Consider the following 25819-nt stretch of genomic DNA (forward strand, 5'->3'; position numbering starts at 1 on the left):
TACCCAATCAGTGGGCAATGGGTGACCCACTAGTGGGGACCTTCACCCATTTTTGACGCTACGGCATTTTACGCACATCAGGCACTACAAGGATTTGTTTGGAAAGGTATTCCCCCAATTTGGGTTGGCACAACCGTTGCTCTAGCCCCATAAACGGGCAAAACGCCATCGATAGCGTAAAGCCATAAGGCCGCGAGCGAGGCACAAGGCTATGAAAACATCTGCCGTGATCCACCCAGCCAGGCACGCATTCCAGCTGTCCACCGTCATTACGCTGATGCTCGGCCTCGGGCTGGTCACGGCTACCGCTGCTCCCCTCGACGACAACAGCATGCCACCGCCGACCGACCCGTCAGCCTACACCAACCAGCCGGCCGACCCGACCCAGGCCTTGCTAGACCTCTACAACATGCCGCCGACCAACCAAGGTGCGCTGGAGCTGACCAATGGCGTGTACGGCGACCGCGACACGGTACGCGCCAACAACGTGCTGCCGCCGGCCCTGCAAACCGGTAACAAATACCCCACCAACGGCAAGCCCAGCCCGCTGTTCGGGGCACTGCCGTTTACCCAGCAGTTGCTGCTGTTCGAGGAATTCGGCACGGAAAAGCTCGACCCCACGCTGCCGCCGCCCCCTGACCTTCCCCGTGCCCACCTTGGGCGCAGCACCGGCGCAGGACCCTAACGTGGTAGCTCGCAGCGGCCCCAGCGGCACGGCCCTGGAAGCCTTCCTCAAACAGCCGGGCCTGTACCCGTTCCCGACCCAGTATTCCAACGTGCTCGACCGCAACCCGTGGAAGGCGCAGATCGAGATGTTCCTCAACCGCCAGCCGGTCGGTTCGCCGGCGGAAGGCCGGCCACCAGGAAAAGGCTGGTCGCACCAGCGCTGGAACGAGTTCACCCCGCAGGCGGGGTTCAAGACCGCCCAGGCCGGTGCGCGCATCAACCTTGGCCTGCGTGACCGCAGGCAACTGCACAACTACGCGGTTGGCGAGTTCGCCCCGGGCGGCCTGTACTACCAGACCTCCGACATCCCGACCACGCTGGGCACCACCAAGGGTATCGACACCCGCTTCCACCCGAAAATGCCACTGCAAAACCACAAGTCGCTATGGACCTTCGACGGCACCTTCCCGCCCAAGTTGCTGATGGTGCGCTATGGCCAACCGATCCTGATGCGCCACTACAACGCCTTGCCGATCGACCCTTCGGCCAACGCCGGCTTTGGCCTGCACACCCTTTCGACCCACGAGCACAACGGCCACTCACCGGCCGAGAGTGACGGCTTTGCCAACGCCTATTTCTTCCCAGGGCAGTACTACGACTACCGCTGGCCGCTGCAACTGGCCGGTTACGACACCATCAACACCCGGGCCCAGGACCCGCGTGCAGCGTTCCCCTGCTCGCCGGGTGAAACCCTGTTCGTCAATGACGCCTCGCCAGGCCTGAAAACCTGCCAGAACGGCAGCATCAAGATTCGTGGTGACTGGCGCGAAACCATGAGCACCCACTGGTTCCACGACCACATGCTGGATTTCACGGCGCAGAACGTCTACAAAGGCAACGCCACCATGATGAACTACTACAGCGCCCTGGACCGTGGCAACGAGGCGCTGCAGGATGGCGTGAACCTGCGCTTCCCCAGTGGTTCGGGCATGCCGTGGGGTAACCGCGACTATGACGTCAACCTGGTGATCGCCGACAAGGCCTGGGATGCCAGCGGCCAGCTGTGGTTCAACCCGTTCAACACCGATGGTTTCCTCGGCGACCAGATCCTGGTCAACTGGCAGTACCGGCCCGTGCTCAAGGTACGGGCACGCAGCTACCGCTTCCGTATCCTCAACGGCTCGGTGTCGCGCTACTTCAAGTTCGCCGTGGTGCGGGAAATTGCCGGCACCAGTGGCGAATTCAAAGGCCCGACCGGCTCCAACGTATCGTATGCGCGGGTGCCGTTCCACATGATCGCCAACGACGGCAACATCATGGAGCACACCGTGCCGTTCGACGGCACCCTGGACCTCAACGGTGACGGCAACCTGCAGGACAACAACGGCATCCTGCCACTGCAAGGTATCGCCGAGCGTTACGACATCATCATCAACTTCGCCAAGAACGGCATCAAGGTCGGCGACAAGCTGTACTTCGTCAACCTGGAAGAGCACCTGAGCGGCAAGGGGCCGGAAGGCGCCATCGCGCTGGCCGACGTGCTCTCGGAAAAGTACAAGCCAGTGATCAAGCAGACCACCAGCGGCCCGCGCTGGGAAAACGGCGACCCAGGGATCGGCAAGTTCCTGCAGCTTGTGGTACAGCCCTACAGTGGCCAGGACCTGAGCATGAACCCCGCAGACTATGAGCCGGCCAAACCGGGCAAGGCCGAAGGCCTGAAGATGCTACCACTGCCGATTGACCGCAACTCTGCCACCGACCAGGCCAAGCTCAAGGCGGCTCGCCACCGCGAGTTCATCTTCGGTCGCTCCGACGGTACCGACACCCAGCCCTGGACCATCAAGACCGATGGCGGCTTTGGCTACAGCATGGACCCACGGCGTATCGGTGCGGCGCCACAGCTGGCCCAGCAGTCCACCGACGGCGGTTTCAGCGGCGACGGCACCCTGGAAGTGTGGAAAATCGTCAACGGCGGCAATGGCTGGAGCCACCCGGTGCATGTGCACTTCGAGGAAGGTGTGATCCTCAGCCGCGACGGCAAGGCACCGCCAGAATGGGAAAAGTGGGCGCGCAAGGACGTGTACCGCATCGGGCCGGATGTCGATTCGTCGGAGGAAGTGGAAATGGCCATCCGCTTCCGCGAATTTGCCGGCACCTACATGGAGCACTGCCACAACACCCAGCATGAGGACACCTCGATGCTGCTGCGCTGGGACCTGGAACACCCGGGCCAGTTCCAGGTGATGCCGACCCCGCTGCCGGGCTGGGATGGCGTGGAGTACGTGGCTTCGGTTGGCCTGCCGACGTTCCGCACCAAAGACCAAGGCGAAGACCCGGTCAACAAGCCGCCGGTCGCGGCCAACGACAGCGCCGCAACCACGGCCGGCAAGCCGATCACCCTGAATGTACTGGCCAACGACACCGACCCGGAAGGCAACCTGCCGCTGAAGGTCGTCGGTCTCAGCCAACCGGACTCCGGCCAGGGCACCACCAGCACCGATGGCACCACGGTGACCTACACCCCGCCGGCCACGGTTGCCACGCCGTTCACCGCCAGCTTCAACTACTCGGCGCGTGACGCCAAGGGCGCCGAATCGGTAACACCGGCCACGGTCAGCATCGCGGTAGGCGCAGCGGCGATCGACCAGATCCAGGTCACCACTGCCACGGTGCAGGTGCTCAGCAGCAACCGTTTCACCTGGGAGGTCGCAGGCACTACCTCGGTGGCCACGGGCAACAGCATCACTGTGACCGTGGCTACCACCGGCGGCCCGGTGAACCTGGGCACCGCCACAATGACCGCCACGGGCAGCGGTGCCAGCTGGCGGTTGGTGGCAACCACCAGCGGCTATGGCCCGGCCACGCCGGCGACGGTGACCGTGAAATCGGCGCTGGGGCAGAGCGTGACCGCGCCAGTCAGATACAAGTGAGGGTAAAGCGGGGGCCGCTTGGCGGCCCATCGCCGGCAAGCCAGTTGCTCCCACCTCGACCGCATCGGCTCCGAGCCTTGTGCAGTACCTGTGGGAGCTGGCCCAGCCCTTTGGGGCGTAGATAACTGCACTTGCAAGCAGTCCGCATACCCTGTGGGAGCGGCTTTAGCCGCGAAGAATCCAACGCGGTGCATGGCACCGGCTTCGCCGGTGTTCGCGGCTAAAGCCGCTCCCACAGGGCCCCTGCCAACTCAATGAGTGATGTGCAGTTCTGTGGGGGCTGGCTTGCCGGTGATGGGCTGCGTGGCAGCCTCAATACCGTTACGAGGACCGCATCATGTCCGGCTCATGGCGTTTCCTGCTGGTGCTCTCGCTGTTCGCCGCCAGCATCCCGTTCTGGCCGCTGCAACCGCAACAACCCGTGGCCGAGGAAGCAGCAACCCCTTGGGGCGCCGACTACTTTCCCAACATCCCCCTGCTCACCCAGGACGGGGAAAAAGTGCATTTTTTCGACGACCTGATCAAGGACAAGGTGGTCGCCATCAACTTCATCTTTACCGGCTGCTCCGACTCCTGCCCAGTGGAAACCGCCCGCCTGCGCCAGGTGCAGAAAATCCTCGGTGATCGGGTCGGCAAGGACATCTTCCTCTATTCCATCAGCATCGACCCCTACAACGACACCCCCGCCACCCTCAAGCGCTACGCCGAAAAGTTCGGCATCGGCCCTGGCTGGACGCTGCTCACCGGCGAGCCGGCCGATATCGAGCAATTGCGCCGCAGCCTCGGCCTGTACATCGAAGGCCTGGAAAACGGCCGCTCCAAGGACCACAACCTGAGCCTGATCATCGGCAACCAGGCCACCGGCCGCTGGATGAAGGCCTCGCCCTTCGAAAGTCCTTACATCCTCGCCGACCGCCTGGGCAACAGCCTGCACAACTGGAAACAGGCCAGTGCCATGGCCAATGACTACGCCCAGGCGCCCAAGGTACGCCCACCCAGCAGCGGCGAGCAGCTTTTCCGTACCCGCTGTTCGTCCTGCCACACCCTTGGCAACGCCGAGCCAGGGCAACCCGGCATCGGTCCTGACCTGCTGGGCGTTACCCGCCAGCGTGACGCCAACTGGCTGACCCGCTGGCTTAAGGAACCCGACCAGATGCTGGCACAAAAAGACCCCCTGGCCATGCTTCTGTACGAACAATACAACCGCCTGGCCATGCCCAACATGCGCCTGGGCGATGCCGAAGTCAGCGCGCTGATGAGCTACATAGAGGAAGAAACCGCGCGCCTGCAGACGCCCCTGGCAGAAAAGGGAAACCCTTAAAGGCAACGCGCTATCAGTCATGCTGAAACCACAGCCGGGACAGGCAACCCATTTCGGTTTATCGTGTGCCCATCGCCCACCGACACCCGCACCATGACCGACATCGAGCGCTACCTCCGCGCCGCCACCCGTGACAACACCCGGCGCAGCTACCAGGCCGCCATCGAGCATTTCGAAACCCACTGGGGCGGCTTTCTCCCTGCCACGGCCGAGAGCATTGCCCGCTACCTGGCCGATCACGCAGACCAGCATGCAGTCAGCACCCTGCGCCAGCGCCTGGCCGCGCTCAGCCAATGGCACGTGGCCCAAGGTTTCCCCGACCCGACCAAGGCACCGCTGGTGCGCCAGGTACTACGCGGCATCCGCACCCTGCACCCGGCACCGCCCAGGCAAGCCGCGCCGCTGTTGCTGCAGCACCTGCAAAGCGCAGTGGAATGTTTTGAAGAAGAAGCCCGCCAGGCCCGGGAACACCATGACCTGGCCGCCTTGCGCCGGGCGCGCCGCGACGCTGCCCTGTTGTTGCTGGGCTTCTGGCGCGGTTTTCGGGGTGATGAACTGGCACGCCTGCGCGTCGAGCACATCCAGGCCGAGGCCGGTGTCGGCATTACCCTGTTCCTGCCGCGCAGCAAGGGCGACCGCGAAGCCCTGGGCGTACAACACCGCACCCCGGCCCTCAAGGCCTTGTGCCCGGTCACGGCCTACCTGCAATGGCTGGAAGTCGCCGGCATCGCCCATGGGCCGGTGTTCCGCAAACTCGACCGCTGGGGCAACCTCAGCGACGCCGCGCTCAACAGCAACAGCCTGGTCGGCCTGTTGCGGCGCATGCTGGAACGCGCCGGGGTACCAGCGGCGCTGTATACCGGCCACTCGCTGCGCCGTGGCTTTGCCACCTGGGCCACGGCCAACGGCTGGGAGTTGAAGTCGCTGATGAGCTACGTGGGGTGGAAAGACGCCAAGTCGGCGTTACGTTACATCGACGCGGCGCAGCGCTTTGGCGAACTGGCCGTGCTACCGGCCAGCCAGGCGCAAAAGCTTATTCCTTAGGTACACCGCCCCAGCAGGCAATACCCTTTGGGAATTTACACCGTGCAGCATCCAATGGGTGCATGGCACCGGCTTCGCAGGTGCTCGCGGTGAACCCGCTCCCACAGCGCTCACCGGTCAACCTGCTCAAATCTGCTTCGCGCAACGCCACATGCGCCCGATATCACAAGCTCGCGCCCGCAGCAGCCCGGCGGCATTGGCACATGCCTGCTCCAGGCTCATCGGCCCGCTGGCCAGGGCAAAGGCGGCATCGACCCCATGGGCATACAGCTGCTGGTAGCCCTCACCCAAGGTCCCGGCCAGCACCACCACCGGCACCCCATGGCGCTTGGCAACCCTGGCCACACCCATTGGCGTCTTGCCACGCAAGGTCTGGGCGTCGAAGCGCCCTTCGCCGGTCACCACCAGGTCCGCGCCTTGCACCAAGGCATCCAGGCCGGCCAGTTCGGCTACCACTTCCACCCCGGGACGGAACTGCGCGCCCATGAATGCCCGGGCCGCGAACCCCATGCCGCCGGCAGCGCCGCAGCCAGGGTAGTCGCGCACATCCTCCCCCAGCAACTGCGCACAATGGTCGGCAAAATGACCCAGGGCCTGGTCCAGCGCCTGCACCTGCTGCGGGTTGGCGCCCTTCTGCGGGCCGAAGATCGCCGAGGCGCCATTGGCGCCACACAGCGGGTTGTCGACGTCTGCCGCAACTTCGAATTGCACCTCGGCCAGGCGCGGGTCGAGGTCGCTGGCATCGATGCGGGCCAGTTTGGCCAAGGCCAGGCCGCCCTCTTCCAGTGCTTGCCCGTCGGCGTCCAGCAGGCGCAAGCCCAGCGCCCGCAACATGCCGCTGCCCGCGTCGTTGGTGGCACTGCCGCCGATGGCCAGCACTACCCGTTGCGCGCCGGCGGCCAGGGCGGCGGCGATCAGCTCGCCGGTGCCCCAGGTGCTGCTGCGACAGGCATCGCGCAGGCCAGTCGGCACCAGCTGCAGGCCACTGGCCTGGGCCATTTCGATGATTGCCGTGCGGCTTTGCGGTAGCCAGCCCCAACCGGCCTCGACGCTTTGCCCCAGTGGCCCGCGCACGGTCTGACGACGCAGTTCGCCGTGGCTGGCGGCAAGAATCGCATCCATGGTGCCTTCGCCACCGTCGGCCATCGGGCACTCGACCAGCTCGGCCTCCGGCCAGGCCTCGCCCAGGCCCGTCGCAATGGCGCGGGCGACACCGGCAGCGTCGAGGCTGTCCTTGAACGAGTCGGGGGCAATGACGATCTTCATGGGGTTTCTCCTGTCCAGATGAGCGGCATGCTGACAGGTGCCTGCCAAGGTGGCCTCGGTCAAATGCACAAAACGCCGGGCGGGTTGTTTGGGCAGATGCCTTTCGCCTGTATTGGCCCTATCGCCGGTGCAGGCAACCCTTCAGTCGGCAGGCAGCAGCTGCAACCCCAGGTACAAGCTAAGCATGCCTTCCATGCGCAGCGGGTCCACCTCGCCCAGTTCGGCAATCCGTTCCAGGCGGTAGCGCAGGCTGTTGCGGTGGATGCCCAGGGCATCGGCACAGGCCTGGCTCTGGCCATCGTGGGCACACCAGGCGCGCAGGGTGGTGAGCAACTGCCCACTGCTGTCCTTGCTGCGAATTCGCTGCAAAGGCTCCAGCAATTCATCCAGCGCATCATCGTTGCGATGCCGCCACAGCAAGGCTGGCAACCGGTAGCGCTGCAAGCTGAGCAGGCGCTCGCCGGGCAGTACCTCGCGCCCATAGGCCAACAGGTCGCGCACCCGGCGATAACCCCGGCGCAGTTGTTCCAGGCTTTGCGCGGCACCGCCCAGGGCCAGCCGTTCCACTTCCCAGCCATGGCGTTGCAGGCGTTCCAGCAGGCGCGGTTCGTCCAGCACCACGCTGGCCGGGCGACACCACAACAACGACTGGCGGGCCGGGCTGACACACCAACTGTCCGGGTAGCGGCTCATCAACCACGCCGACAGCGTTTCGGCGGGTGGCCCCGAGGCCAGCTCGAACAGGCACGGTACCCGTGGCAACTGGGGTTTCAGGCCCAGTTGCCGAGCCTCGTCGAGCAACCGGGGAGAATCGCCGCTGCCGCCCAGCAGCAGGGCCAGCAAATCGTCACAGCGCTGCCGTCGCCATTGCTGGTCGGCCTGCAAATGGCGCTGGGCCAGCAGCATTTCGGCGGTCATGCGCACCAGCTCGCCATAGGTGCGCACTTGCTGCGGGTCACCGGTCAGGCCAAGTACGCCCATCAATCGGCCATCGAGCATCAGCGGCAGGTTCACCCCGGGTTGCACGCCCTTCAGGCATTTGGCCGCGTCGGTGTCCAGCTCGACGATCCGGCCGTTGGCCAGTACCAGCTGCGCGCCCTCGTGACGGGTATTGATGCGCTCCGGTTCGCCACTGCCGAGGATCAAACCTTGGCTGTCCATGACATTGACGTTGCAGGGCAGAATGGCCATCGCCCGGTCCACGATATCCTGTGCCAGGTCATGGTCGAGTTCGAACATTGAACGGTCCTTTGGGTGTCAGGTTTTGGGCTCGGGCACAGCAGCCCGGTGCAAGTGCTGTGCAAAAGCACAAAGACAGGCACGCCGCAGTCCCCGAGACTCGTCAGGGCGAGCGCCGGAACAGGCGACGCGGCGACAACCATAACAACAGAGAACCCGATCATGGCATACAGCCCCGCCCCTGACCAAGGCACGGATACCACCCGCAACGCGCTGTACCGGCGCATTACCTTGCGGCTGATTCCGTTCATTTTCATCTGCTACCTGTTCAACTACCTGGACCGCGTCAACGTCGGCTTTGCCAAGCTGCAGATGCTCGACGCCCTGAAGTTCAGCGAAACGGTGTACGGCCTTGGCGCCGGCATCTTCTTCATCGGCTACGTGCTCTGCGGCCTGCCGAGCAACCTGGCGCTCAACCGCTTCGGCCCGCGGCGCTGGATCGCGTTGATGATGATCGCCTGGGGCAGCCTCTCCACCTGTCTGCTGTTCGTCACCACACCCACCGAATTCTACGCCCTGCGCCTGCTGACCGGCGCCGCCGAAGCCGGCTTTTTCCCCGGCGTGGTGCTGTACCTTTCGCGCTGGTTCCCGGCGGCCCGCCGCGGCCGCATCATGGCCCTGTTCATGTCGGCGATCCCGGTGTCGGGCCTGCTCGGCGGGCCGTTCTCCGGCTGGATCCTGCAGCACTTCGCCGCCGGCCAGCACGGCCTGGCCGGCTGGCAATGGATGTTCCTGATCCAGGGCCTGCCGACCGTTGCCTTGGGGGTACTGGCAGTGTTCCTGCTCAGTGACGGCTACCAGAAAGCCGCCTGGCTAAGCCCGGCCGAACGCCAGCTGATTGCCGCCGACCTCGACGCCGATGCCGCCAGCAAGCCGAGCACCACCGGCGACAGCGTGCTCGCCGTGTTGACCAACCCGTTGATCTGGACCTTCGGCTTTGTCTACTTCTGCATCCAGAGCGGTGTGTACGCAATCAACTTCTGGCTGCCGTCGATCATCAAGAACATGGGCTTCGACAACCCGCTGCTGATCGGCTGGCTCAGCGCCATCCCGTACCTGCTGGCCGGTGTGTTCATGATCCTCTGCGGGCGCTCGGCCGACCTGCGCAACGAGCGCCGCTGGCACCTTGTGGTACCGATGCTGATGGGCGCCATCGGTCTGCTGATCGCGGTGAATTTCGCCAGCAACCCGGCCATCGCCATCCTCGGCCTGTCGATTGCCACCATGGGCGCCCTCACCGGCCTGCCGATGTTCTGGCCGATGCCCACCGCGCTGCTCAGCGCCGGCGCAGCTGTCGCCGGCCTTGCGATCATCAACTCGGTGGGCCAGATGGCCGGCTTCCTCAGCCCGTATCTGGTCGGCTTCATCAAGGACCAGACAGGCTCGACCGATGCCGCGCTGTATTCGCTGGCGGCGTTGATCGTGCTGGGTAGCCTGGTGGCCTTGCGGGTAACCCGGGCCGGTGCGCTGAGTACTGCACGGGCCAGTTGAGGCATTCGCGGGTAAACCCGCTCCCACAGGATCACCACCAACTGGAAGATTGTGGGATCCATGTGGGAGCGGGTTCACCCGCGAAGAGGCCCGACCAGGCCACACACAATCCACACCCTCCACCGGTCGTCAGCTCAACGCATCCCCTCCCCAGCCCAGGCGTCAAATGGTTCCAAAGCCCCCTTTGGAGAACCTCCATGACCCAGTACGCCGTGGCCCGCCTGGCCCAGCTCGACGAACACCGCCCCCTGCGCGTCCAGGCCGGCAGCGAGGAGATCATCCTCATCCGCCAGGGCGACCAGGTGCACGCCTACCAGGGCAACTGCCCCCACGAAGGCGCACCACTCAATGAGGGCGTGGTCTGTGGCGGTCTGCTGGTCTGCCCCTGGCACAAGGCCGCGTTCGCCGTGGACGAGGGCGCGGTCTGCGAGCCGCCGGCGCTGGCCGACCTGCGCCGCTACAGCACCTGGGTAAAAGGCGACGAGGTCTGGGTCGACGACCAACCCCTGCCCAGAACCGAGCCGCCCCGCCACAGCGATGCCCGCTGTTTCGTGGTGGTCGGCGCCGGTGCCGCCGGCAGTGCCGCAGTCGCCACCCTGCTGGACCATGGCTTCGCCGGCCACCTGGTCTGGGTCGATCAGGAGCGTCAGCCGGCCTACGATCGTACTTCCCTCAGCAAGTTCGTGATCGCCGGGCAGATGCCGCCCGATGAAGTGCCAGCCCTGCTCGACGCCGACGCCCTGCGCAAGGGCCAACTGCAGCGCAAGCATGGCAAGGTGCGCACCCTGAACGCTCAGAAGCGCCAGGTCACCCTGGCCGACGGCCAGCAGATCGACTATGACGCCTGCCTGCTGGCCACCGGCGGCAAGGCACTGCGGCCCGATATCCCGGGAGTCGATCTGCCCGGGGTATTTACCCTGCGTTCACGGGAGGATGCCGCGCACCTGCTGGACGCTGCCGAGCCCGGCCAGCCGGTCGTGATCGTCGGCGACGGGTTCATCGGCCTGGAAGCCGCCTCTGCCTTGCGCAAGTACGGCCTGCAGGTGCACCTGGTCACTCGCCACGAAGTCCCCCTGGCCCGGCAGTTGGGTGAGCGCATCGGCCGTAGCATCCGCGAGCTGCACGAACGCAAGGGGGTCACCTTCCACGGCCCCACCGAGGTCGAACGGATCGAGGGCCAGGGCAAGATCGAAGCCGTGCTGCTGGCCAACGGTGAGCGGCTACAGACACCATTGGTGCTGTTGGGCACCGGGGTAGAACCGGCGACCACTTTCATCCAGGGCGTGCTGCTGACCGAAGACAAGTCGGTGCAAGTCGATGCCGAAATGCGCGCGGCAGATGGCCTATGGGCTGCGGGGGATATCGCCACCTTTCCGCTCAGCGGGCGCCCGGTGCGTATCGAACACTGGCGCCTGGCCCAGCAACACGGGGTGATCGCCGCCGCCAACATGCTCGGCGAGCAACGCCGCTATGCCGACGTGCCGTTCTTCTGGACCTACCAGCACGGCCGCACCTACGAAGTACTGGGTCACGCGCGGGACTGGAACCGTATCGAATTCGTCGGCGAGCCGGAAAAAGGCGACTTCATCGCTTTGCAATGCGTGGATGAGCGGGTCGAGGCGGTCATCGCCAAGGGCTATTCCGATGCCATGGCGACACTGTCACAACGCCTGAAGCGCCCGTTGAGCCTGCAAGAGGCCTTGGCGCTGATCGGTTGAGGCCGCCTTTCATTGCGCCCCGGTTGTGTGTAAAACAGGTAGATCAGCCAACTGTCAAAGGACCCACGCGCATGATCTACCGCCCCCTCGGCCACAGTGGCCTGCAGGTTTCCGCCCTTACCCTGGGCAGCATGATGTTCGGCGAGCAGACCAGCACCGAGGACGCCCTGCGCATTATCGACAAGGCCTGGGACCAGGGCATCAACTTCATCGACACTGCTGACGTGTACAACGCCGGGCGCGCAGAGGAAATCGTCGGCGAAGCGGTGGCCCGCCATCGGCAGGACTGGATCGTGGCCAGCAAGGTCGGCTTCGGCCCGGCCGATGGCCTGCCCAACCGCAGCGGGCTGTCGCGCAAACACATCTTGAATGCCCTCGATGCCACGCTGACGCGCATGGACATGGACTACCTGGACATCTACTACCTGCACCGCGAAGACCACAAAGTGCCGCTGGAAGAGAGCGTGCAGGCCATCGGCGACCTGCTGCGCCAGGGCAAGATCCGCTACTGGGGCCTGTCCAACTTCCGTGGCTGGCGCATCGCCGAGGCCTGCCACATTGCCGAGCGGCTGGGCGTGCCGAGGCCGGTGGTGAGCCAACCGCTGTACAACATCGTCAACCGCCAGGCCGAACCGGAGCAGCTCACCGCTGCGGCTGCCCACGGCCTTGGTGTAGTGCCATACAGCCCGCTCGCGCGGGGCGTGCTCAGTGGCAAGTATGCGCCAGGTGCAGTGCCAGATGCCGATAGCCGTGCCGGGCGCCAGGACAAACGCATCATGGAGGTGGAATGGCGCCAGGAGTCGCTGGCCACCGCCCGGCAGATCCAGGCCTATGCTGAAGCCAAGGGCGTGGGTATCGTCGAGTTCGCTATCGCCTGGGTGCTGAACAACCAGCTGGTCAGTTCGGCGATTGTCGGGCCGCGTACGGAAGAACAGTGGGATACCTATGGCGGTGCGCTGGCGGTGAAGATCACGGCAGAGGATGAGGCGTTCATCGATTCATTGGTGACGCCGGGGCATGCGTCGACGCCGGGGTTCAATGATGTGGCTCATTATGTGACTGGGCGGTTGGCCCGCAGCTGATCACCCTCCTGTTCCGGCCTCTTCGCGGGTAAACCCGCTTCCACAGGATTACCTATGCCTCAGGGCCTGTGCAATCCCTGTGGGAGCGGGTTTACCCGCGAAGAGGCTGGCAGGGTTTAGCTCAGTTCAGCCAAGGCTCGCGCGGCATAGGCATGCGAACGCTGCCGCGACAGCGGGTCGTGGATGCGGCAGTCAATCATCAGTTCATCTGCGGCGGTCTGCTCGATCAGCGAGCGCAACCCTTCCCTTACCCGCTCCGGCCCACCGGCCACGGTGCAGGCCATGACTTGCTCAAGTACCGCGCGCTCATGGTCCGGCAGGCTCTCGACATAACCTTCCTGTGGCTTGGGCAACAGGCCGAAGCGCCCCACATGCAAGTCCAGCATCCACTTGCGATGGGAGCTGGCCAGGTAGTCCGCCTCGGCATCGCTGTCGGCGGCGAACAGGTTCATGCCCACCATCACGTAAGGCTTGGCCAGTTGTGCCGAAGGCTGGAAGTTGGCCCGGTAATGGGCGATGGCCTGCAGCAGGTAGCGCGGGGCAAAGTGCGAGGCAAAGGCATAGGGCAAGCCCAGTTTCGCCGCCAGGTCGGCGCCGAACAGGCTGGAGCCGAGGATCCATACCGGCACATCGTGGCTGCCAGGTACGCCACGCACCCGGCGCTTGCCGTTGTCGGCCAGATAATCGCGCAGCTCGGCGATGTCCTGGCTGAAATCACGCTCTGGTGCGGCACCACGCAAGGCACGCACGGTTGGCCCTGAGGTGCCTGGCGCACGGCCCAGCCCTAGGTCGATACGGCCTGGGTGCAGGGTGTCTAGCGTGCCGAACTGCTCGGCCACCACCAGTGGCGCATGGTTGGGCAGCATGATGCCACCGGCGCCGACGCGGATATGCCGGGTGGCGTTTGCGATTTCGTTGATGACCAGTGACGTGGCGGCCGAGCCGATGCCCGGCATGTCGTGGTGTTCGGCGATCCAGTAGCGGCTGTATTGCTGTTGCTCGACATGGCGCGCCAGTTGGCGGGACTCTTCGATCGCGTCGGCGAAGGTCTTGCCTTCGCCGATCATGACCAGGTCCAGTACGGACAGTGCAGTCATGGGGTCTCCACGGGGATTCTCGGTGACTGCCAGTTTCCCTGCTGCGCAGCCAGTGATAAACCCGGCTTCAGGCCCGGCACAGGGGCCTGCCAGTCCCCAATCAGTATTCCCAGGGCACGCCCGGTTCCCAGCTGGCTACCAGCAGGTCGATGAAGCCGCGTACCCGTGGCGACAGATGGCGCTTGCTTGGATAGACGATGCGAATCGGGTCCGCTGGCGGCCGATAGGCTTGCAGCACCTCCACCAGGGTGCCGGCGCGCAAGTCGTCGCCGGTGATGTAGGTAGGCAGGTGAATCAGCCCGAAACCCGCCCGCGCGCCATCGAGCATCGCCTCGGAACTGTCGATGTTCAGCCGCCCAGGGTCTTCGCACAGGTGCAGCCCCGCTTCGGTATGGAAGCGCCACGGCATGGTCTTTTCGCCGGCCAGGAAGGCGATCTTGTCGTGGCCATAGAGGTCGCCGGGCACCTGCGGTACGCCGCGCGCGTCCAGGTAAGCGGGCGAGGCGCAGGTGACAAACTGCTGCCAGGCCACCGTGCGGGTCAACAGTTGCGAGTCTTCCTTCGGTGCACCGATACGCACCGCAACGTCGATACCCTCCTCGACCAGGTCGACGAAACGGTCGGTGAAGCGGATGTCGGCGCGCAGCTCGGGCCACTGCTTCAGGTAGCGGTCAAGCATCGGCAACACATGGCGCTGGCCGAATGACAGGGGGGCTGTCAGGCGCAGGGTGCCGGTGGGCTTGCCACGGCGCTGGGCCATGGTGCTTTCCACTTCGTCCAGGTCATCCAGAATCTGCCGCCAGCGCTCGTAGGCCACCAGGCCCTCGTCGGTCAGGCTCAGCTTGCGCGTGGTGCGATTGAGCAGGCGTACGGCCATGCGCGCTTCCAGACGGGCGATGCTCTTGCCCACCGCCGAGCGCGTCAGGCCGAGGGTGGCAGCGGCGGCGGTAAAACTGCCGGCCTTCACCGCACTGACGAAGGCGGCGATGTCGCCGAAGCGGTTGGGTTCCATGGGCGGTTCCTGAGTCCGGTGCGGCCGGCCTAGATGGGTATGAATCTGTGAAATACAAGCGGGGGCTGCTTTGCAGCCCTTCGCGGCCCCGATTACTGGTTCAGGATAATCCTTTGATGACCAGCAGATGCACCGGATAAAACAGGTAACCCCAACGTCCCACCGCAGGCACCCGCCAACCCTCATGGCGCAGCAGCGACCACCCGAGGGGAATCGCCGAGGCTGCGGCCATCAGCGTCAGCACGGTAATTGGCGCCAGCAGATGCTCCCTTAACCAGCTGTTGGTCAGATTCCCGCCCATGGCCAACAGGCAAGGCAACAACCAGGCCGCCCCTCCCTTGCTGCGCGCCATCAACCAGGCGCCCGGCAGCATCACCCCCGCCAGCCCGTACATCAACTGTTCACTGAACAGCCACCCCGCAAGCAGACTGGCAAGGCCAATCACTCGCGCCGATCTCAATGAGTGATGCACACCCCAGGCGACCAGCAACCCCAACACCAGGGTCGGCATCACGCTGAACGTTGGCGAACCACTGTCCAGCCAACGATACACAGGCTCCGACAGCCCCGCGAACACCAGCATCAGCACCACATAACGCAGGTTGCCACGGGTGTACAGCGCCTCTGCCCTGCCGCGCCCCACATTCACCGCAATCGCCAGGCAAAACAGCGGAAATGCCAACCGGCCAAGTACGAACAGGCCATCGGCATCAGGCCAAAGGAAGCGTAGGTGGTCGGCGACCATGGTCAGCATCGCCGTCCACTTGACCAGGTCCAGCCCGGCTGAGCGCATGCCTCAGTGCCCGCGCTCGACTGGGCCGGCCCCCAGGTGGCGATCGGTCCAGGCAGCCAGTGGCAATGGTGGCTGCTGCTCGACGATCCGTCGCCAGATCAGCACCAGGTCGTCGCCATTGAACGCCGAACCTGGCCCGGCGCCCTTCCACATTGATGGCACATCGGCAATCCAGTGCCCCTGGCTGTCACGGTGGGCCATGCTGAAGCGGAACGTGTAGTTTCCCGGTATGCCCATACGCAGGTCGCTGACCACCAGCGCATCACCTACCTGGTCGTAGCGCAGCCAGTCATCGGTAAACCAGCGCAAGCGCTGGTGCAACGGGTGCCCGGCCAGCGCTTGCGCCAGCTGCAGATTACGCGGCAAACGCTGCATTTCTGGCGCCTGCTGGTCAAACCCGCTGCTGATGCCTTCGTAGTAATCGCCGTCCGGGGTCTTGGCCAGCACCCGCCAGACCAGGCTGTTGAAGGCGATCGGCACGGCACGTACCTGGCTGACGGCAATACCTTGCTGGTCGAGGGCCGCCTGGAAACGCTGCTCGGCCGCCATGCGTCCGGCCAGGCCGAAACCCAGGTAGGCTGCGCTGAACACCAAGGCCAAGGTCAGAAACTGCGTGGCCCGGCTCGTCAGCCCTTTGATGATTGCGTAGGTCACCGCCGCCAGCAGCGGCACGGTGTACACCGGGTCGATGATGAACACCGCTGCCCAGCTTTCCGGGGTGGCCTGCAAGGGCCAGAACAACTGCGTGCCGTAGACCGTGAAGGCGTCGAGCAACGGGTGGGTGACCAGCACCAGCCAGAACGCCAGGAACAGCCTGGGCAAGGTATAGCCTTTGCCTGGCCAGCACTTGTGGACCAGCCAGGCCAGCAGCAAGGCCAGCCCGGTGAGCACGAACAGGGAATGAGAAAAACCGCGGTGGTAGGTCATCTGCGACACCGGATCGGCGTAGCGGATGATCACGTCAAGGTCGGGCAGCGTGCCCAGCGCCGCGCCATACAGCAGCGAGCGGCGGCCCTGGATACGGCCGAGTACGGTGCCTTGAAGGGCAGCGCCGAGAACGGCTTGGGTGATGGAGTCCAAGGGTGGCGATCCTGAAAAGGTGGTTTCAGGAAACTACCCTCATCTCAGAACAACTGCCAGGTGTACACCAGCGTCAAGCGGTTCTCGTCGATGTCGCTGCGGTAATTGGACCGGGCCATGGCATTGCGTACCCGGATCCCCAGCCCCTTCAGCACCCCGCTCTGCACCGCGTAACCAATGTCCAGGTCACGCTCGCGGTCACGCCCTTCATAACCCAGCCCGGTATCGACATTGTTACCCGTGATGTAACGCACCGTCGCGGTCAGCCCCGGCACGCCCATGGCCGCAAAGTTGTAGTCGTAGCGCACCTGGTATGAGCGTTCGTCGGTATAGGCGAACTCATAAGTGGGCACTTCGTTACCCAGCGGCGAAATGTTGGCGAACACCCGTGGGAACGGGCTGTCGCCATAAATGCCCTGGTAGCCGGCGTGCAAGCTGTGCCCGCCATGCCGGGCGGTAAACATCGAGAAGAACGCCTGGTTGTCGATGTTGCCGAGCAACGCATCGCCATCCTCACGCGCGGTGAAATACCCCAGGTTGGCGCTGAGCACCCAGTTGCCTACGGGCTTGCTGTGCTTGAGGCCGACAAAGCCCTGTTCGTAGATGTCCTCCAGCTGCCCGTACCACAGGCTGACACTGCTCTGGTTGGCATTGAATGCATAGTCCCCGCCCAGGTAGTTGAAGGCATCGCTTTCTACCTGGCGCATCGGCACATGGCCGAGCATGGGGTTCATCTTGCCGTCGCCGCCTTCGTTGCGCAGGTGGGTGCTCTTCAGGTGCCCGGTCTGCACGGTCAGGCCGTCGATTTCCGCAGAGCTCAGGCTGACGCCTTGATAGGTCGGTGGCAGCAGGCGGATGTCGCTGAAAGTCAGCACCGGCAGGTTGGGTTGCAGTTCGCCGACGCGCAGTTCGGTCTTCGACAAGCGGGCCTTGAAAGTGGGTGCCAGGCGGCTGTATTCGTCGGCGGCGCGGCCGTCGCCGTGCACCGGCAGCAACCCGGTGTTGGTGCGGTCGGGGCTGCTGTCGAGCTTGATGCCCAGCAGGCCCAGCGCATCCAAGCCAAAGCCGACCGTGCCCGGGGTGTAGCCGGACTTGAAGTCGAGGATGAAACCCTGGGCCCACTCCTCGGCCCTGGATTGCCGGTTGGCCCCGACAATGTCGGAGAAGTCGCGGCTGAAGTAGTAGTTACGGGCACTCAGGGTAGCCTTCGAATCCTCGAAGAGGCCGCCTTCGGCGGCCAGCAACGGTTGGCTGAGCAAAGTCAGACCCAGGGCGACGCAAGGGGTGTGGTTCATTCCGAAGCTCTCTTGATCTTGTTTTTATGGGTTAAGCGTTGGAAACACAGCGGTTCATGGGGTACGGGGCAGCACCTCCCGGGCACGTGGCTGGCCCAGCCTCAGCAGCGCATGGGCCAGCAGGCCGAACAGCAAGCCCCAGAACGCCGCCGAAAGGCCCAGGAAGGCCACCCCCGAAGCGGTGACCAGGAAGGTGAACAACCCGGCATCGCGCTCGGCCGGGTCCGCCAGGCTGCGGGCCAGGGCCTCGCTGATGGCGCCATACAGGGCCAGCCCGGCCAGGGCGGCGATCAGGGCGGCGGGAAAAGCCGCGAACAGCGACATCAGCGTTGCTCCGGCGACGCCCAGCAACAGGTACAGCGCACTGCCAGCCACCGCCGCGACATAGCGCCGCCGTGGGTTTTCATGGGCTTCATGGCCGGTACACAGGCTGGCGGTGACTGCCGCCAGGTTCAGCCCGTGGCAACCGAACGGCGCCAGCGCGGCACCGGCCAGGGCACTGGCACCGATGATCGGGCTGGCCGACGTGGGGTAGCCGGCGTTGCGCAGTACCGCCATGCCCGGCATGAACTGCCCGGTCAGGGCCACCAGCACCAGCGGTAGTGCCAGGCTGAATACCGCTGCCAGGCTGAACTGCGGGGTGACCCACTGCGGTGACGCCAGCTCCAGCACCAACGCCTCGCTGCGAAACGCCCCGCTGGCCACGGTCATCACCGTGCCCACGCACAGCACCGCCGCCACGGCGTAGCGCGGCTGCACCCGGCGCATCAGCAGGTAGGTGACGAACATTGCCAGTACCAGCAGTGGTTGCACCGGCAAGGCGCGGAACACCTCGATGCCGAAGCTGAACAGGATGCCGGCCTGCATGCCGGCGGCGATGGAGCCCGGCAGGCGCGCGATGATGCGGTCGAAGGCCCCGCTGATGCCGATCAGCAACAGGACCAGGTTGGCCACCAGGTAGGCACCCACGGCCTGCTCCAGGCCCAGTAGCGGCAAGGCGGTGACCAGCAGCGCCGAGCCAGGGATCGACCAGGCGATTACCACCGGCACCCGGTAGCGCAGGCTGAGCAGCGCGCCGAGCACGGCGCTGCCCATGGACACTGCCCAGACCCAGGAGGACAGTTGCCGATGAGACAGGCCGGCGGCTTCGGCGGCGTGAAAGATGATCACCAGTGGGCCGGCGTAGGAGATCATCGTGGCGATGCAGCCAGCGACGATGGCCGACAGGGAGCAGTCCTTGATCAGGGTTTTCATGACGCTTCTCGCAAGGCAGCGGCCGGCCTTTGTGGCTGGCTCTTGTTCTGGTGTTGGCTTTTTCGCGGGTGAACCCGCTCCCACAGGGACTGCGCAGGTTTCAGCATTTGCGCCGTACCTGTGGGAGCGGGCGCGCCCGCGAAGAAACCAACCTGGTGGATCAGGCCTCCTGCAAAGCCCGTGGCCGGCTGCTGCGCTGCTCATCGGCGCTGCCCTGGGCCCGCTGCAACTGGAAGTCGAACTTCAGCTCGGCATGCCGCCCCGCCTCACCCTCGACGAACACCACCTCGCCCACCAGCCCATCCCGCGTGGCATAGGCAAAGTCGTCCCACAGGTACTTGTCCCCGGCCAGGTTGATCTGCGTGGTCAGGTGCCGGTGCCCCGGCGCCGAGATGAAGAAGTGCACATGCGCCGGGCGCTGGCCATGGCGGCCCAGCAGGTCCAGGCACTCCTGGGTCGGCCCCTGCGGGTCGCAGCCATAGCCCGATGGCACGATGGAGCGCGCGCGATAGCGCCCTTCGGCATCGGTGACGATGCGCCGGCGCAGGTTGTACTCGGACTGGCTCTGGTCGAAGAACGAATAGGTGCCGCGGGTATTGGCATGCCACAGGTCCACCGTGGCACCTGGCAGCGGCCGGCCCTCCGGGTCGAGCACCTGGCCCTCCAGGTACATGAGCGTGGCCACGCCCTCCTCGCTGCCGTCGTCCATGCGTACTTCACCTTCGGCGATGGGCGCACCGGCCACGTACAGCGGGCCTTCGATGGTGCGCGGGGTACCGCCGCCCAGCCCAGCCTCGGCGTCCTTGGCATCCTGCAGCAGGTCGAGAAAGTGCTCGATGCCCAGCCCTGCCACCAGCAGCCCGGCCTCGCCGCGCCCGCCCAGGCGGTTGAGGTAGTCGACGGCATGCCAGAACTCGTCCTCGCTGATTTCCAGGTCTTCGATCAGCCGCGCGGTGTCCTGCAGCACGCGCTGCACGATGCGCTTCAGGCGTGGGCTGCCGGCATCGTTGCCGAAGCCTGCGGCCTCTTCGAAGAACTGCTGCACCTCGGCAGTGTGGGAAATTTTCACGGTCATGGTGGGTCACCTCATGTTGTTGTTCTGGAATTACGCCTGCGCTGCAATGGCCTGGGCATGCCGACGGCCGCTGGCCAGGTGCACGGCCATGGCCAGCGCGGCGATCGCGCCAGGTATGGCGAAGGCGATGAAATTGAGTTGCAGGGGCAAGTTGATGCCCATCAGTGCACCACCCAGCAGCGGGCCGACGATGGCACCGTTGCGGCCGATGCCCGAGGCCCAGCCCAGCCCGGTGGAGCGCACCGACAACCCGTACATTTGCGCAGCGCCGGCATACAGCAGGATCTGGGTGCCGATGGTGGTGGCGCCGGCAATGAAGATCAGCAGGTACAGCACCGGCATCGGGCTATTGACACCCAGCAGGCTGATCGACAGCGCGGCAGCCATGAAGAACGCGACCTTGACCTTGACCAGGTTGTAGCGGTCGCCCAGCCAGCCGCCGAGGATCGCCCCAGCCATGCCACCGAAGTTCAGCGCCAGCAGGAACGACAGGCTCGAGCCCAGGCTGTAGCCGGCGTTGGCCATCAGCTTTGGTAGCCAGGAGCTGAGCGCGTAGACCATCAGCAGGCAGCAGAAGAACGCCAGCCACAGCGCCAGGGTACGAATGGCCAGGCCGTTGCGGAACAGTTCCAGCACCGACGCCCCGCTGCCTTTGCGGTCGGCTGCCTGCAGCACATCATCCGCCTGCACGTTGCAATCCGGGTCCAGCCGCTTGAGCAGCTTGCGGGCCTCGTCGGTCCGGCCCTTGCGCACCAGGAAACCGATCGATTCCGGGAGGTGGTAGAGGATCACCGGCAACAGCAGCAGTGGTACCGCTGCGGCGAAGAACATCGATTCCCAGCCGAAACGCGGCAGCATGAAGATGCCGACGCCCGCCGAGAGCATGCCGCCGAGCGAGTAGCCACTGAACATGATCGCTACCAGCGTGCTGCGCAGGCGCTTGGGCGCGTACTCGTTCATCAGTGCCACGGCATTGGGCATCAGGCCGCCGCAGCCCAGGCCGGCGATGAAGCGGTAGATGCCGAACTCGCTCGGGCTGCTGGCAAACCCGTTGAGGATGGTCGCCCCGGAGAACAAGGCGAAACAGATGGCGATGCCCTTCTTGCGCCCGATGCGGTCGGCCAGGCTACCGAATGCCAGGGCGCCGAACATCATGCCGAACAGCGCATAGCTGCCCAGCGCACCGGCCTGCAGCGGGGTCAGGCCCCACTCTTTCATGATGACCGGCAGTACCACGCCGTAGATGAACAGGTCATAGCCGTCGAAGATCAGCAGCAGGCCGCACCAGGCCATGACCATCCAGTGGAACGGGGTAAAGCGCGCGTTATCGATGATCGGGTGTACGTCAAGGGTTCGCATGGCATCTGTCGCTCTTGTTTTTGTTGTGAAAGAAAGCTCTTGCCTTTGGGGTGTCGCTCAGCCGAGGTCACCGCCCCCTACCGGCAAGGTCACGCCGGTGATGTACGAGGCTTCGTCGGAGGCGAGGAACAGAATCGCGCCCACCTGCTCGTCGATGCTGCCGTAGCGGTGCATCAGGCTGCTGTCGAGGGTCTGGTCGACGATCTGCTGGTACCAGTGCTTTTCCTGTTCGGTCTGCTCGGCACTGTTGCGCGGCACGCGCCGGGGTGGCGCTTCGGTGCCGCCGGGGGCGGTGGCGTTGACACGGATGCCACGGCCGGCGGTTTCGAAAGCCAGGCACGCGGTCAGCGCGTTGACGCCGCCCTTGGCCGCGCCGTAGGGCACGCGGTTGACGCCACGGGTGGCGATGGACGAGACGTTGACGATGGCGCCACTGCCACGTTCGAGCATGTACGGCAGTGCGGCATGGCAGCACCACAGGGTGGGGAACAACGAGCGGCGCACTTCGGCTTCGATCTGGTCCACTTCGTAGTGTTCGAAGGGCTTGGCCCAGATAGTGCCGCCAACGTTGTTGACCAGGATGTCGAGGCGGCCGAATGCTTCAACCGCGCTGGCCATGACCCGGGTGCAGTCGCCATGTTGTTCAAGGTCGGCGGTGAGGGTGAGCATGCCCTCGCCGGCCAGTTCGTGAACCAGTTCGGAGCGGTCTACCGCGACCACTTGCGCGCCTTCGGCCTTGAGCCGCCAGCACACGCCACGGCCGATGCCCTGGGCGGCACCGGTGACCAGGGCGACCTTGCCTTGGAATCGGTTGTTCATATGCAAATCTCCACTTGCCCGCTGTCCCTGTGGGAGCGGGTTTACCCGCGAATGCGTCCGACAAGACAAAACCGCTGTACCGGCTGGCCTCTTCGCGGGTGAACCCGCTCCCACAGAAGCGGTGTCATGTTCGGATGAAAGGAATCAAGCCGCCGCCGCGAACTTCTCGTAGTAGAAGTTCGCCGGGGTAATGCCCTGCTCGCGCACGTACTGGCTGACCGCTTCGACCATCGGTGGCGGGCCGCACAGGTACACGTCGACATCGCCATCGTTGAGGTGGCGCGGCTCGATGTGCTGGGTCACGTAGCCCTTTTGCGGGTACTGGCTGTCCGGGTTGGCCACGCAGGCGCTGAAGGTGAAGTTGGGGATGCGCGCCGCCAGCGCCTGCAGGCGGTCGAGCTCGACCAGGTCGAAGTCGTTGGTCACGCCGTAGATCAGGTGCAGCGGGTGCTCGCTGCCCTGCTCGGCGATCTTCTCCAGCATCGCCGTGAACGGTGCCAGGCCGGTGCCACCGGCCAGCAGCAGCAGCGGGCGCTGGATCGGCCGCAGGTAGAAGCTACCCAGCGGCCCGGCCAGGGTCATGCGGTCGCCGGCCTTGGCCAGGTTGGTCAGGAAGCTGCTCATCAGCCCGCCCGGCACGTTGCGGATCAGGAAACTGACTTCGCCATCCTTCTGCAGCGAGCTGAACGAATAGGCGCGGCTCTGCTCGCTGCCTGGCACCTTGAGGTTGACATACTGGCCTGGCAGGAAGGCCAGGCGGCTGAGGGCCTCGCCCTTGATCGACAGGGCAATGGTGCTGGCCGACAGCTGGCGGACATCGCTGATGGCGGCCACGAAACTGGCCTGTTCGGTCTTGCACAGCTGCGACGAGGCCGGGATGCGAATGACGCAGTCGCTCTCGGCGCGCATCTGGCAGGTCAGGACGAAGCCTTCGGCGACTTCGTCTTCGCTCAGGGCGTCTTCGATGAAGTTGTCGCCCAGGTCGTAGCGGCCGGACTCGGCCTTGCACTTGCAGGTACCGCAGGCGCCGTCGCGGCAGTCCAGCGGGATGTTGATGCCCTGGCGGTAGGCGGCGTCGGCCACGGTTTCATGGCCGGCGGCTTCGATGAAGCGGGTAACCCCGTCTTCGAAATTCAGTGCGATCTGGTAGCTCATGTTGCACCTCGCGGGCGAGCCTGGCCACGGCGCGTCGCAGGACGCACCGGGCAGCGCTCGCAAAAACCCTGGATCAGATGTGATAGATGTCGATGACCTGGCGCACGTAGTCGTTCTTCAGCACCACCTTCTTGGCCTTGATCAGCGGCTGCTCACCGCGCAGGTCGAGGGTGTAGAAGCTGGTGCCGAAGTAACTGTCGGTGGTCTTGTAGCGGAAGCTCAGGGTGTGCCAGTTGAAGCGCACCTGGCACTCACCTTCACCCTGCTCGACGATCTCGATGTTGCTGATGTTGTGCGAGGTGCGGGTATCGGGCACGGTCGCACTGGAGCGCTCGGTCTTGATGCGGAACACGCGGTCTTCCAGGCCGCCACGGTTGCCGTACCAGATCAGCGAGATTTCGCTTTGTGGGTCTTCGGTAAGGGTGTCGTCATCGTCCCAGCTCGGCATCCAGAAGCTGGCGTCGCTGGCGTACAGTTCCAGCCACTGATCCCACTGGGCATCGTCGAGGTAACGTGCTTCACGGTAGAGGAAGTCGCGCACGGTTTCATACAGGCTCATTGCACGGCCTCCACGGGGATCAGTTGCTGTTCGTCCTTCAGGGCCTGGATCATGGTGTCCTGCCAGTACTTGTGCTGCAGCACGAACAGGCCTTCGTCCTCGGTGCGTACACCGGACAGCAAAGGCTTGAGTTCGATTTCCCTGGCCGCCTCGTCGGCACCCTCCACCCAGTGCGCAGCGCCGCGGGACATGTCGTTCCAGCCGGTGCCGCCGCCGTAGCCGGTCTGACACGAGCGGAACTCCTCCAGGTCATCCGGGGTGGCCATGCCGCTGACGTTGAAGAAGTCTTCGTACTGGCGAATGCGCTTGGCGCGGGCATCGGCACTCTCGCCTTTCGGCGCGATGCAATAGATGGTGATTTCGGTCTTGTTCACCGAAATCGGCCGGGCGATGCGGATCTGCGAGCTGAACTGGTCCATCAGGTACACGTTCGGGTACAGGCACAGGTTGCGCGAGTTCTCGATCATCCAGTCGGCACGGGCCTGGCCGAAGTCGGCTGCCAGCTGGTCACGGCGCTCGTAGGCCGGGCGGTCCTCGGGATTGGCCCAGCGGGTCCACAGCAGCAGGTGACCGTGGTCGAAGGAGTAGAAGCCACCGCCCTGCTTGGCCCAGGCGCCGGCGCTCATGGTCTTGATCTCGTCACCCGCCTCACGCTGCTTGCGCTGGTTCTGGGTGGCGGCGTAGTTCCAGTGCACCGAGCTGACGTGGTAGCCGTCGGCGCCATTCTCGGCGGTGAGCTTCCAGTTGCCTTCGTAGATGTACGAACTGGCACCGCGCAGCACTTCCAGGCCTTCCGGCGACTGGTCGACGATCATGTCGATGATCTTGGCCGACTCGCCCAGGTGCTCGACCAGCGGCTTGACGTTGGCATTCAGGCTGCCGAACAGGAAGCCACGGTACGACTCGAAGCGCGCCACCTTGGTCAGGTCGTGGGAGCCGTCGCAGTTGAAGCTGTCGGGGTAGCCGGCGTTGCTGGGGTCTTTGACCTTGAGCAGCTTGCCGCTGTTGTTGAAGGTCCAGCCGTGGAACGGGCAGGTGTAGCTGGAGCGGTTGCCACGCTTGTGCCGGCACAGCATGGCGCCGCGGTGGCTGCAGGCGTTGAGGAAGGCGTTGAGCTCACCGTCCTTGTTGCGCGCGATGAAGATCGGCTGGCGCCCCATGGTCAGGGTGAGGAAGTCGTTTTTCTCGGGGATCTGGCTTTCATGGGCCAGGTAGATCCAGTTGCCCTCGAAGATGTGTTTCATCTCCAGGTCGAACAGGCGTGGGTCGGTGAACATCTCGCGCTTGCAGCGGTAGATGCCCTTTTCACGGTCGTCCTCGAGCAAGGCATTGAGGTAGTCGAATCCCAGGGACATGGCCAGGGTCTCCCTTGTTATTGTTTAGACCTGGTCAGGTTAGGGAGACGGCTGGCGGGGGACTATCCGGATTGTGCAGAGTGCTATCCAGCTTTGCCTGGGTCTCGTACGTTCGAAATTTCCCGTTTGGGGTCATGTAGCCAGCTGATGGCACTAGGAGTATTTTTGGCGAGCTTCATCTTTTCGTAGAGCGGAACGAGCACGCGGAT

General features: G+C 64.7%; 19 protein-coding genes and 1 pseudogene. 6 read left to right on the forward strand and 14 right to left on the reverse strand.

Annotated elements, in window-relative coordinates; translation table 11 throughout:
- Nucleotides 1-211: 211 nt before the first annotated feature.
- The 3 genes and pseudogenes from MKK04_RS13630 to MKK04_RS13640 all read left to right on the forward strand — a co-directional run bounded on the left by MKK04_RS13630 (nucleotide 212) and on the right by MKK04_RS13640 (nucleotide 5961).
- Nucleotides 212-3596 (forward strand): annotated as a pseudogene (locus MKK04_RS13630) (Ig-like domain-containing protein).
- Nucleotides 3597-3933: 337 nt separating this feature from the next.
- Nucleotides 3934-4917: an SCO family protein gene (locus MKK04_RS13635; protein WP_207831924.1), complete on the forward strand. Its 984-nt coding sequence runs from the start codon at nucleotides 3934-3936 to the stop codon at nucleotides 4915-4917.
- Between the two features lie 93 nt (nucleotides 4918-5010).
- The gene (locus tag MKK04_RS13640; RefSeq protein WP_207831922.1) at nucleotides 5011-5961 is read left to right on the forward strand and encodes a site-specific integrase; all 951 of its coding nucleotides are present in this window, start codon (nucleotides 5011-5013) and stop codon (nucleotides 5959-5961) included.
- 126 nt (nucleotides 5962-6087) lie between these two features.
- Here MKK04_RS13640 and MKK04_RS13645 read toward each other — a convergent pair whose 3' ends face one another.
- Nucleotides 6088-7227 (reverse strand): glycerate kinase, encoded by a 1140-nt coding sequence (locus MKK04_RS13645; protein WP_241105569.1) that lies wholly within the window; start codon nucleotides 7225-7227, stop codon nucleotides 6088-6090.
- A gap of 141 nt (nucleotides 7228-7368) precedes the next feature.
- The gene (locus MKK04_RS13650) at nucleotides 7369-8466 is read right to left on the reverse strand and encodes a sugar diacid recognition domain-containing protein (RefSeq protein ID WP_207831917.1); all 1098 of its coding nucleotides are present in this window, start codon (nucleotides 8464-8466) and stop codon (nucleotides 7369-7371) included.
- Nucleotides 8467-8628: 162 nt separating this feature from the next.
- Between MKK04_RS13650 and MKK04_RS13655 the strand changes: the two genes are divergently transcribed.
- From MKK04_RS13655 to MKK04_RS13665, 3 genes are all read left to right on the forward strand, one after another.
- Entirely contained in the window at nucleotides 8629-9957 is a 1329-nt protein-coding gene (locus MKK04_RS13655; RefSeq protein ID WP_207831915.1) for an MFS transporter, read from the forward strand.
- Nucleotides 9958-10154: 197 nt separating this feature from the next.
- Nucleotides 10155-11675 carry an FAD-dependent oxidoreductase gene (locus MKK04_RS13660; protein WP_241105570.1) on the forward strand — a complete coding sequence of 507 codons (1521 nt, stop codon included), beginning with the start codon at nucleotides 10155-10157 and terminating at the stop codon, nucleotides 11673-11675.
- A gap of 71 nt (nucleotides 11676-11746) precedes the next feature.
- Entirely contained in the window at nucleotides 11747-12757 is a 1011-nt protein-coding gene (locus MKK04_RS13665; protein ID WP_241105571.1) for an aldo/keto reductase, read from the forward strand.
- 116 nt (nucleotides 12758-12873) lie between these two features.
- Here MKK04_RS13665 and MKK04_RS13670 read toward each other — a convergent pair whose 3' ends face one another.
- The 12 genes from MKK04_RS13670 to benA all read right to left on the reverse strand — a co-directional run bounded on the left by MKK04_RS13670 (nucleotide 12874) and on the right by benA (nucleotide 25610).
- Complete coding sequence (locus tag MKK04_RS13670; protein ID WP_207831910.1) at nucleotides 12874-13854, reverse strand: LLM class flavin-dependent oxidoreductase; 981 nt, start codon at nucleotides 13852-13854, stop codon at nucleotides 12874-12876.
- Nucleotides 13855-13954: 100 nt separating this feature from the next.
- Complete coding sequence (locus MKK04_RS13675) at nucleotides 13955-14866, reverse strand: LysR family transcriptional regulator (RefSeq protein ID WP_063914102.1); 912 nt, start codon at nucleotides 14864-14866, stop codon at nucleotides 13955-13957.
- Nucleotides 14867-14966: 100 nt separating this feature from the next.
- Nucleotides 14967-15659, reverse strand: a complete 693-nt coding sequence (locus MKK04_RS13680) for a TraX family protein (protein WP_233687789.1) — start codon at nucleotides 15657-15659, stop codon at nucleotides 14967-14969.
- Between the two features lie 3 nt (nucleotides 15660-15662).
- The gene (locus MKK04_RS13685) at nucleotides 15663-16739 is read right to left on the reverse strand and encodes a metal-dependent hydrolase (protein WP_207831906.1); all 1077 of its coding nucleotides are present in this window, start codon (nucleotides 16737-16739) and stop codon (nucleotides 15663-15665) included.
- 44 nt (nucleotides 16740-16783) lie between these two features.
- Nucleotides 16784-18034: an OprD family porin gene (locus tag MKK04_RS13690; protein WP_233694591.1), complete on the reverse strand. Its 1251-nt coding sequence runs from the start codon at nucleotides 18032-18034 to the stop codon at nucleotides 16784-16786.
- 54 nt (nucleotides 18035-18088) lie between these two features.
- Complete coding sequence (locus tag MKK04_RS13695) at nucleotides 18089-19288, reverse strand: benzoate/H(+) symporter BenE family transporter (protein WP_207831902.1); 1200 nt, start codon at nucleotides 19286-19288, stop codon at nucleotides 18089-18091.
- 160 nt (nucleotides 19289-19448) lie between these two features.
- Nucleotides 19449-20363 carry a catechol 1,2-dioxygenase gene (gene catA / locus MKK04_RS13700; RefSeq protein ID WP_233694592.1) on the reverse strand — a complete coding sequence of 305 codons (915 nt, stop codon included), beginning with the start codon at nucleotides 20361-20363 and terminating at the stop codon, nucleotides 19449-19451.
- A 30-nt stretch (nucleotides 20364-20393) separates the two neighbouring features.
- The gene (locus MKK04_RS13705) at nucleotides 20394-21722 is read right to left on the reverse strand and encodes an MFS transporter (protein ID WP_241105572.1); all 1329 of its coding nucleotides are present in this window, start codon (nucleotides 21720-21722) and stop codon (nucleotides 20394-20396) included.
- Nucleotides 21723-21779: 57 nt separating this feature from the next.
- On the reverse strand, nucleotides 21780-22541 hold the full coding sequence (locus tag MKK04_RS13710; protein ID WP_207831894.1) for a 1,6-dihydroxycyclohexa-2,4-diene-1-carboxylate dehydrogenase: 762 nt from the start codon (nucleotides 22539-22541) through the stop codon (nucleotides 21780-21782).
- A gap of 144 nt (nucleotides 22542-22685) precedes the next feature.
- The gene (gene benC, locus MKK04_RS13715; RefSeq protein WP_241105573.1) at nucleotides 22686-23696 is read right to left on the reverse strand and encodes a benzoate 1,2-dioxygenase electron transfer component BenC; all 1011 of its coding nucleotides are present in this window, start codon (nucleotides 23694-23696) and stop codon (nucleotides 22686-22688) included.
- A gap of 73 nt (nucleotides 23697-23769) precedes the next feature.
- Nucleotides 23770-24255: a benzoate 1,2-dioxygenase small subunit gene (benB, locus tag MKK04_RS13720; RefSeq protein WP_025339039.1), complete on the reverse strand. Its 486-nt coding sequence runs from the start codon at nucleotides 24253-24255 to the stop codon at nucleotides 23770-23772.
- On the reverse strand, nucleotides 24252-25610 hold the full coding sequence (gene benA / locus MKK04_RS13725; RefSeq protein WP_207831890.1) for a benzoate 1,2-dioxygenase large subunit: 1359 nt from the start codon (nucleotides 25608-25610) through the stop codon (nucleotides 24252-24254). The genes benB and benA overlap by 4 nt, the downstream gene beginning before the upstream one ends.
- Nucleotides 25611-25819: the final 209 nt, after the last annotated feature.

The organism is Pseudomonas sp. LS.1a, from assembly GCF_022533585.1.
In the GTDB taxonomy this organism is placed as follows: Bacteria; Pseudomonadota; Gammaproteobacteria; order Pseudomonadales; family Pseudomonadaceae; genus Aquipseudomonas.

Excerpts from the sequence above, each read along its gene's own strand:
- MKK04_RS13660 (WP_241105570.1), top strand. The coding sequence starts at position 10,155 with ATGACCCAGTACGCCGTGGCCCGCCTGGCCCAGCTCGACGAACACCGC.
- MKK04_RS13695 (WP_207831902.1), bottom strand. The coding sequence starts at position 19,288 with ATGAAAACCCTGATCAAGGACTGCTCCCTGTCGGCCATCGTCGCTGGC.
- catA (WP_233694592.1), bottom strand. The coding sequence starts at position 20,363 with ATGACCGTGAAAATTTCCCACACTGCCGAGGTGCAGCAGTTCTTCGAA.
- MKK04_RS13680 (WP_233687789.1), bottom strand. The coding sequence starts at position 15,659 with ATGCGCTCAGCCGGGCTGGACCTGGTCAAGTGGACGGCGATGCTGACC.
- benB (WP_025339039.1), bottom strand. The coding sequence starts at position 24,255 with ATGAGCCTGTATGAAACCGTGCGCGACTTCCTCTACCGTGAAGCACGT.
- MKK04_RS13710 (WP_207831894.1), bottom strand. The coding sequence starts at position 22,541 with ATGAACAACCGATTCCAAGGCAAGGTCGCCCTGGTCACCGGTGCCGCC.
- MKK04_RS13690 (WP_233694591.1), bottom strand. The coding sequence starts at position 18,034 with ATGAACCACACCCCTTGCGTCGCCCTGGGTCTGACTTTGCTCAGCCAA.
- MKK04_RS13705 (WP_241105572.1), bottom strand. The coding sequence starts at position 21,722 with ATGCGAACCCTTGACGTACACCCGATCATCGATAACGCGCGCTTTACC.
- MKK04_RS13675 (WP_063914102.1), bottom strand. The coding sequence starts at position 14,866 with ATGGAACCCAACCGCTTCGGCGACATCGCCGCCTTCGTCAGTGCGGTG.
- MKK04_RS13655 (WP_207831915.1), top strand. The coding sequence starts at position 8,629 with ATGGCATACAGCCCCGCCCCTGACCAAGGCACGGATACCACCCGCAAC.
- benA (WP_207831890.1), bottom strand. The coding sequence starts at position 25,610 with ATGTCCCTGGGATTCGACTACCTCAATGCCTTGCTCGAGGACGACCGT.
- MKK04_RS13670 (WP_207831910.1), bottom strand. The coding sequence starts at position 13,854 with ATGACTGCACTGTCCGTACTGGACCTGGTCATGATCGGCGAAGGCAAG.
- MKK04_RS13665 (WP_241105571.1), top strand. The coding sequence starts at position 11,747 with ATGATCTACCGCCCCCTCGGCCACAGTGGCCTGCAGGTTTCCGCCCTT.
- MKK04_RS13650 (WP_207831917.1), bottom strand. The coding sequence starts at position 8,466 with ATGTTCGAACTCGACCATGACCTGGCACAGGATATCGTGGACCGGGCG.
- MKK04_RS13635 (WP_207831924.1), top strand. The coding sequence starts at position 3,934 with ATGTCCGGCTCATGGCGTTTCCTGCTGGTGCTCTCGCTGTTCGCCGCC.
- benC (WP_241105573.1), bottom strand. The coding sequence starts at position 23,696 with ATGAGCTACCAGATCGCACTGAATTTCGAAGACGGGGTTACCCGCTTC.
- MKK04_RS13640 (WP_207831922.1), top strand. The coding sequence starts at position 5,011 with ATGACCGACATCGAGCGCTACCTCCGCGCCGCCACCCGTGACAACACC.
- MKK04_RS13645 (WP_241105569.1), bottom strand. The coding sequence starts at position 7,227 with ATGAAGATCGTCATTGCCCCCGACTCGTTCAAGGACAGCCTCGACGCT.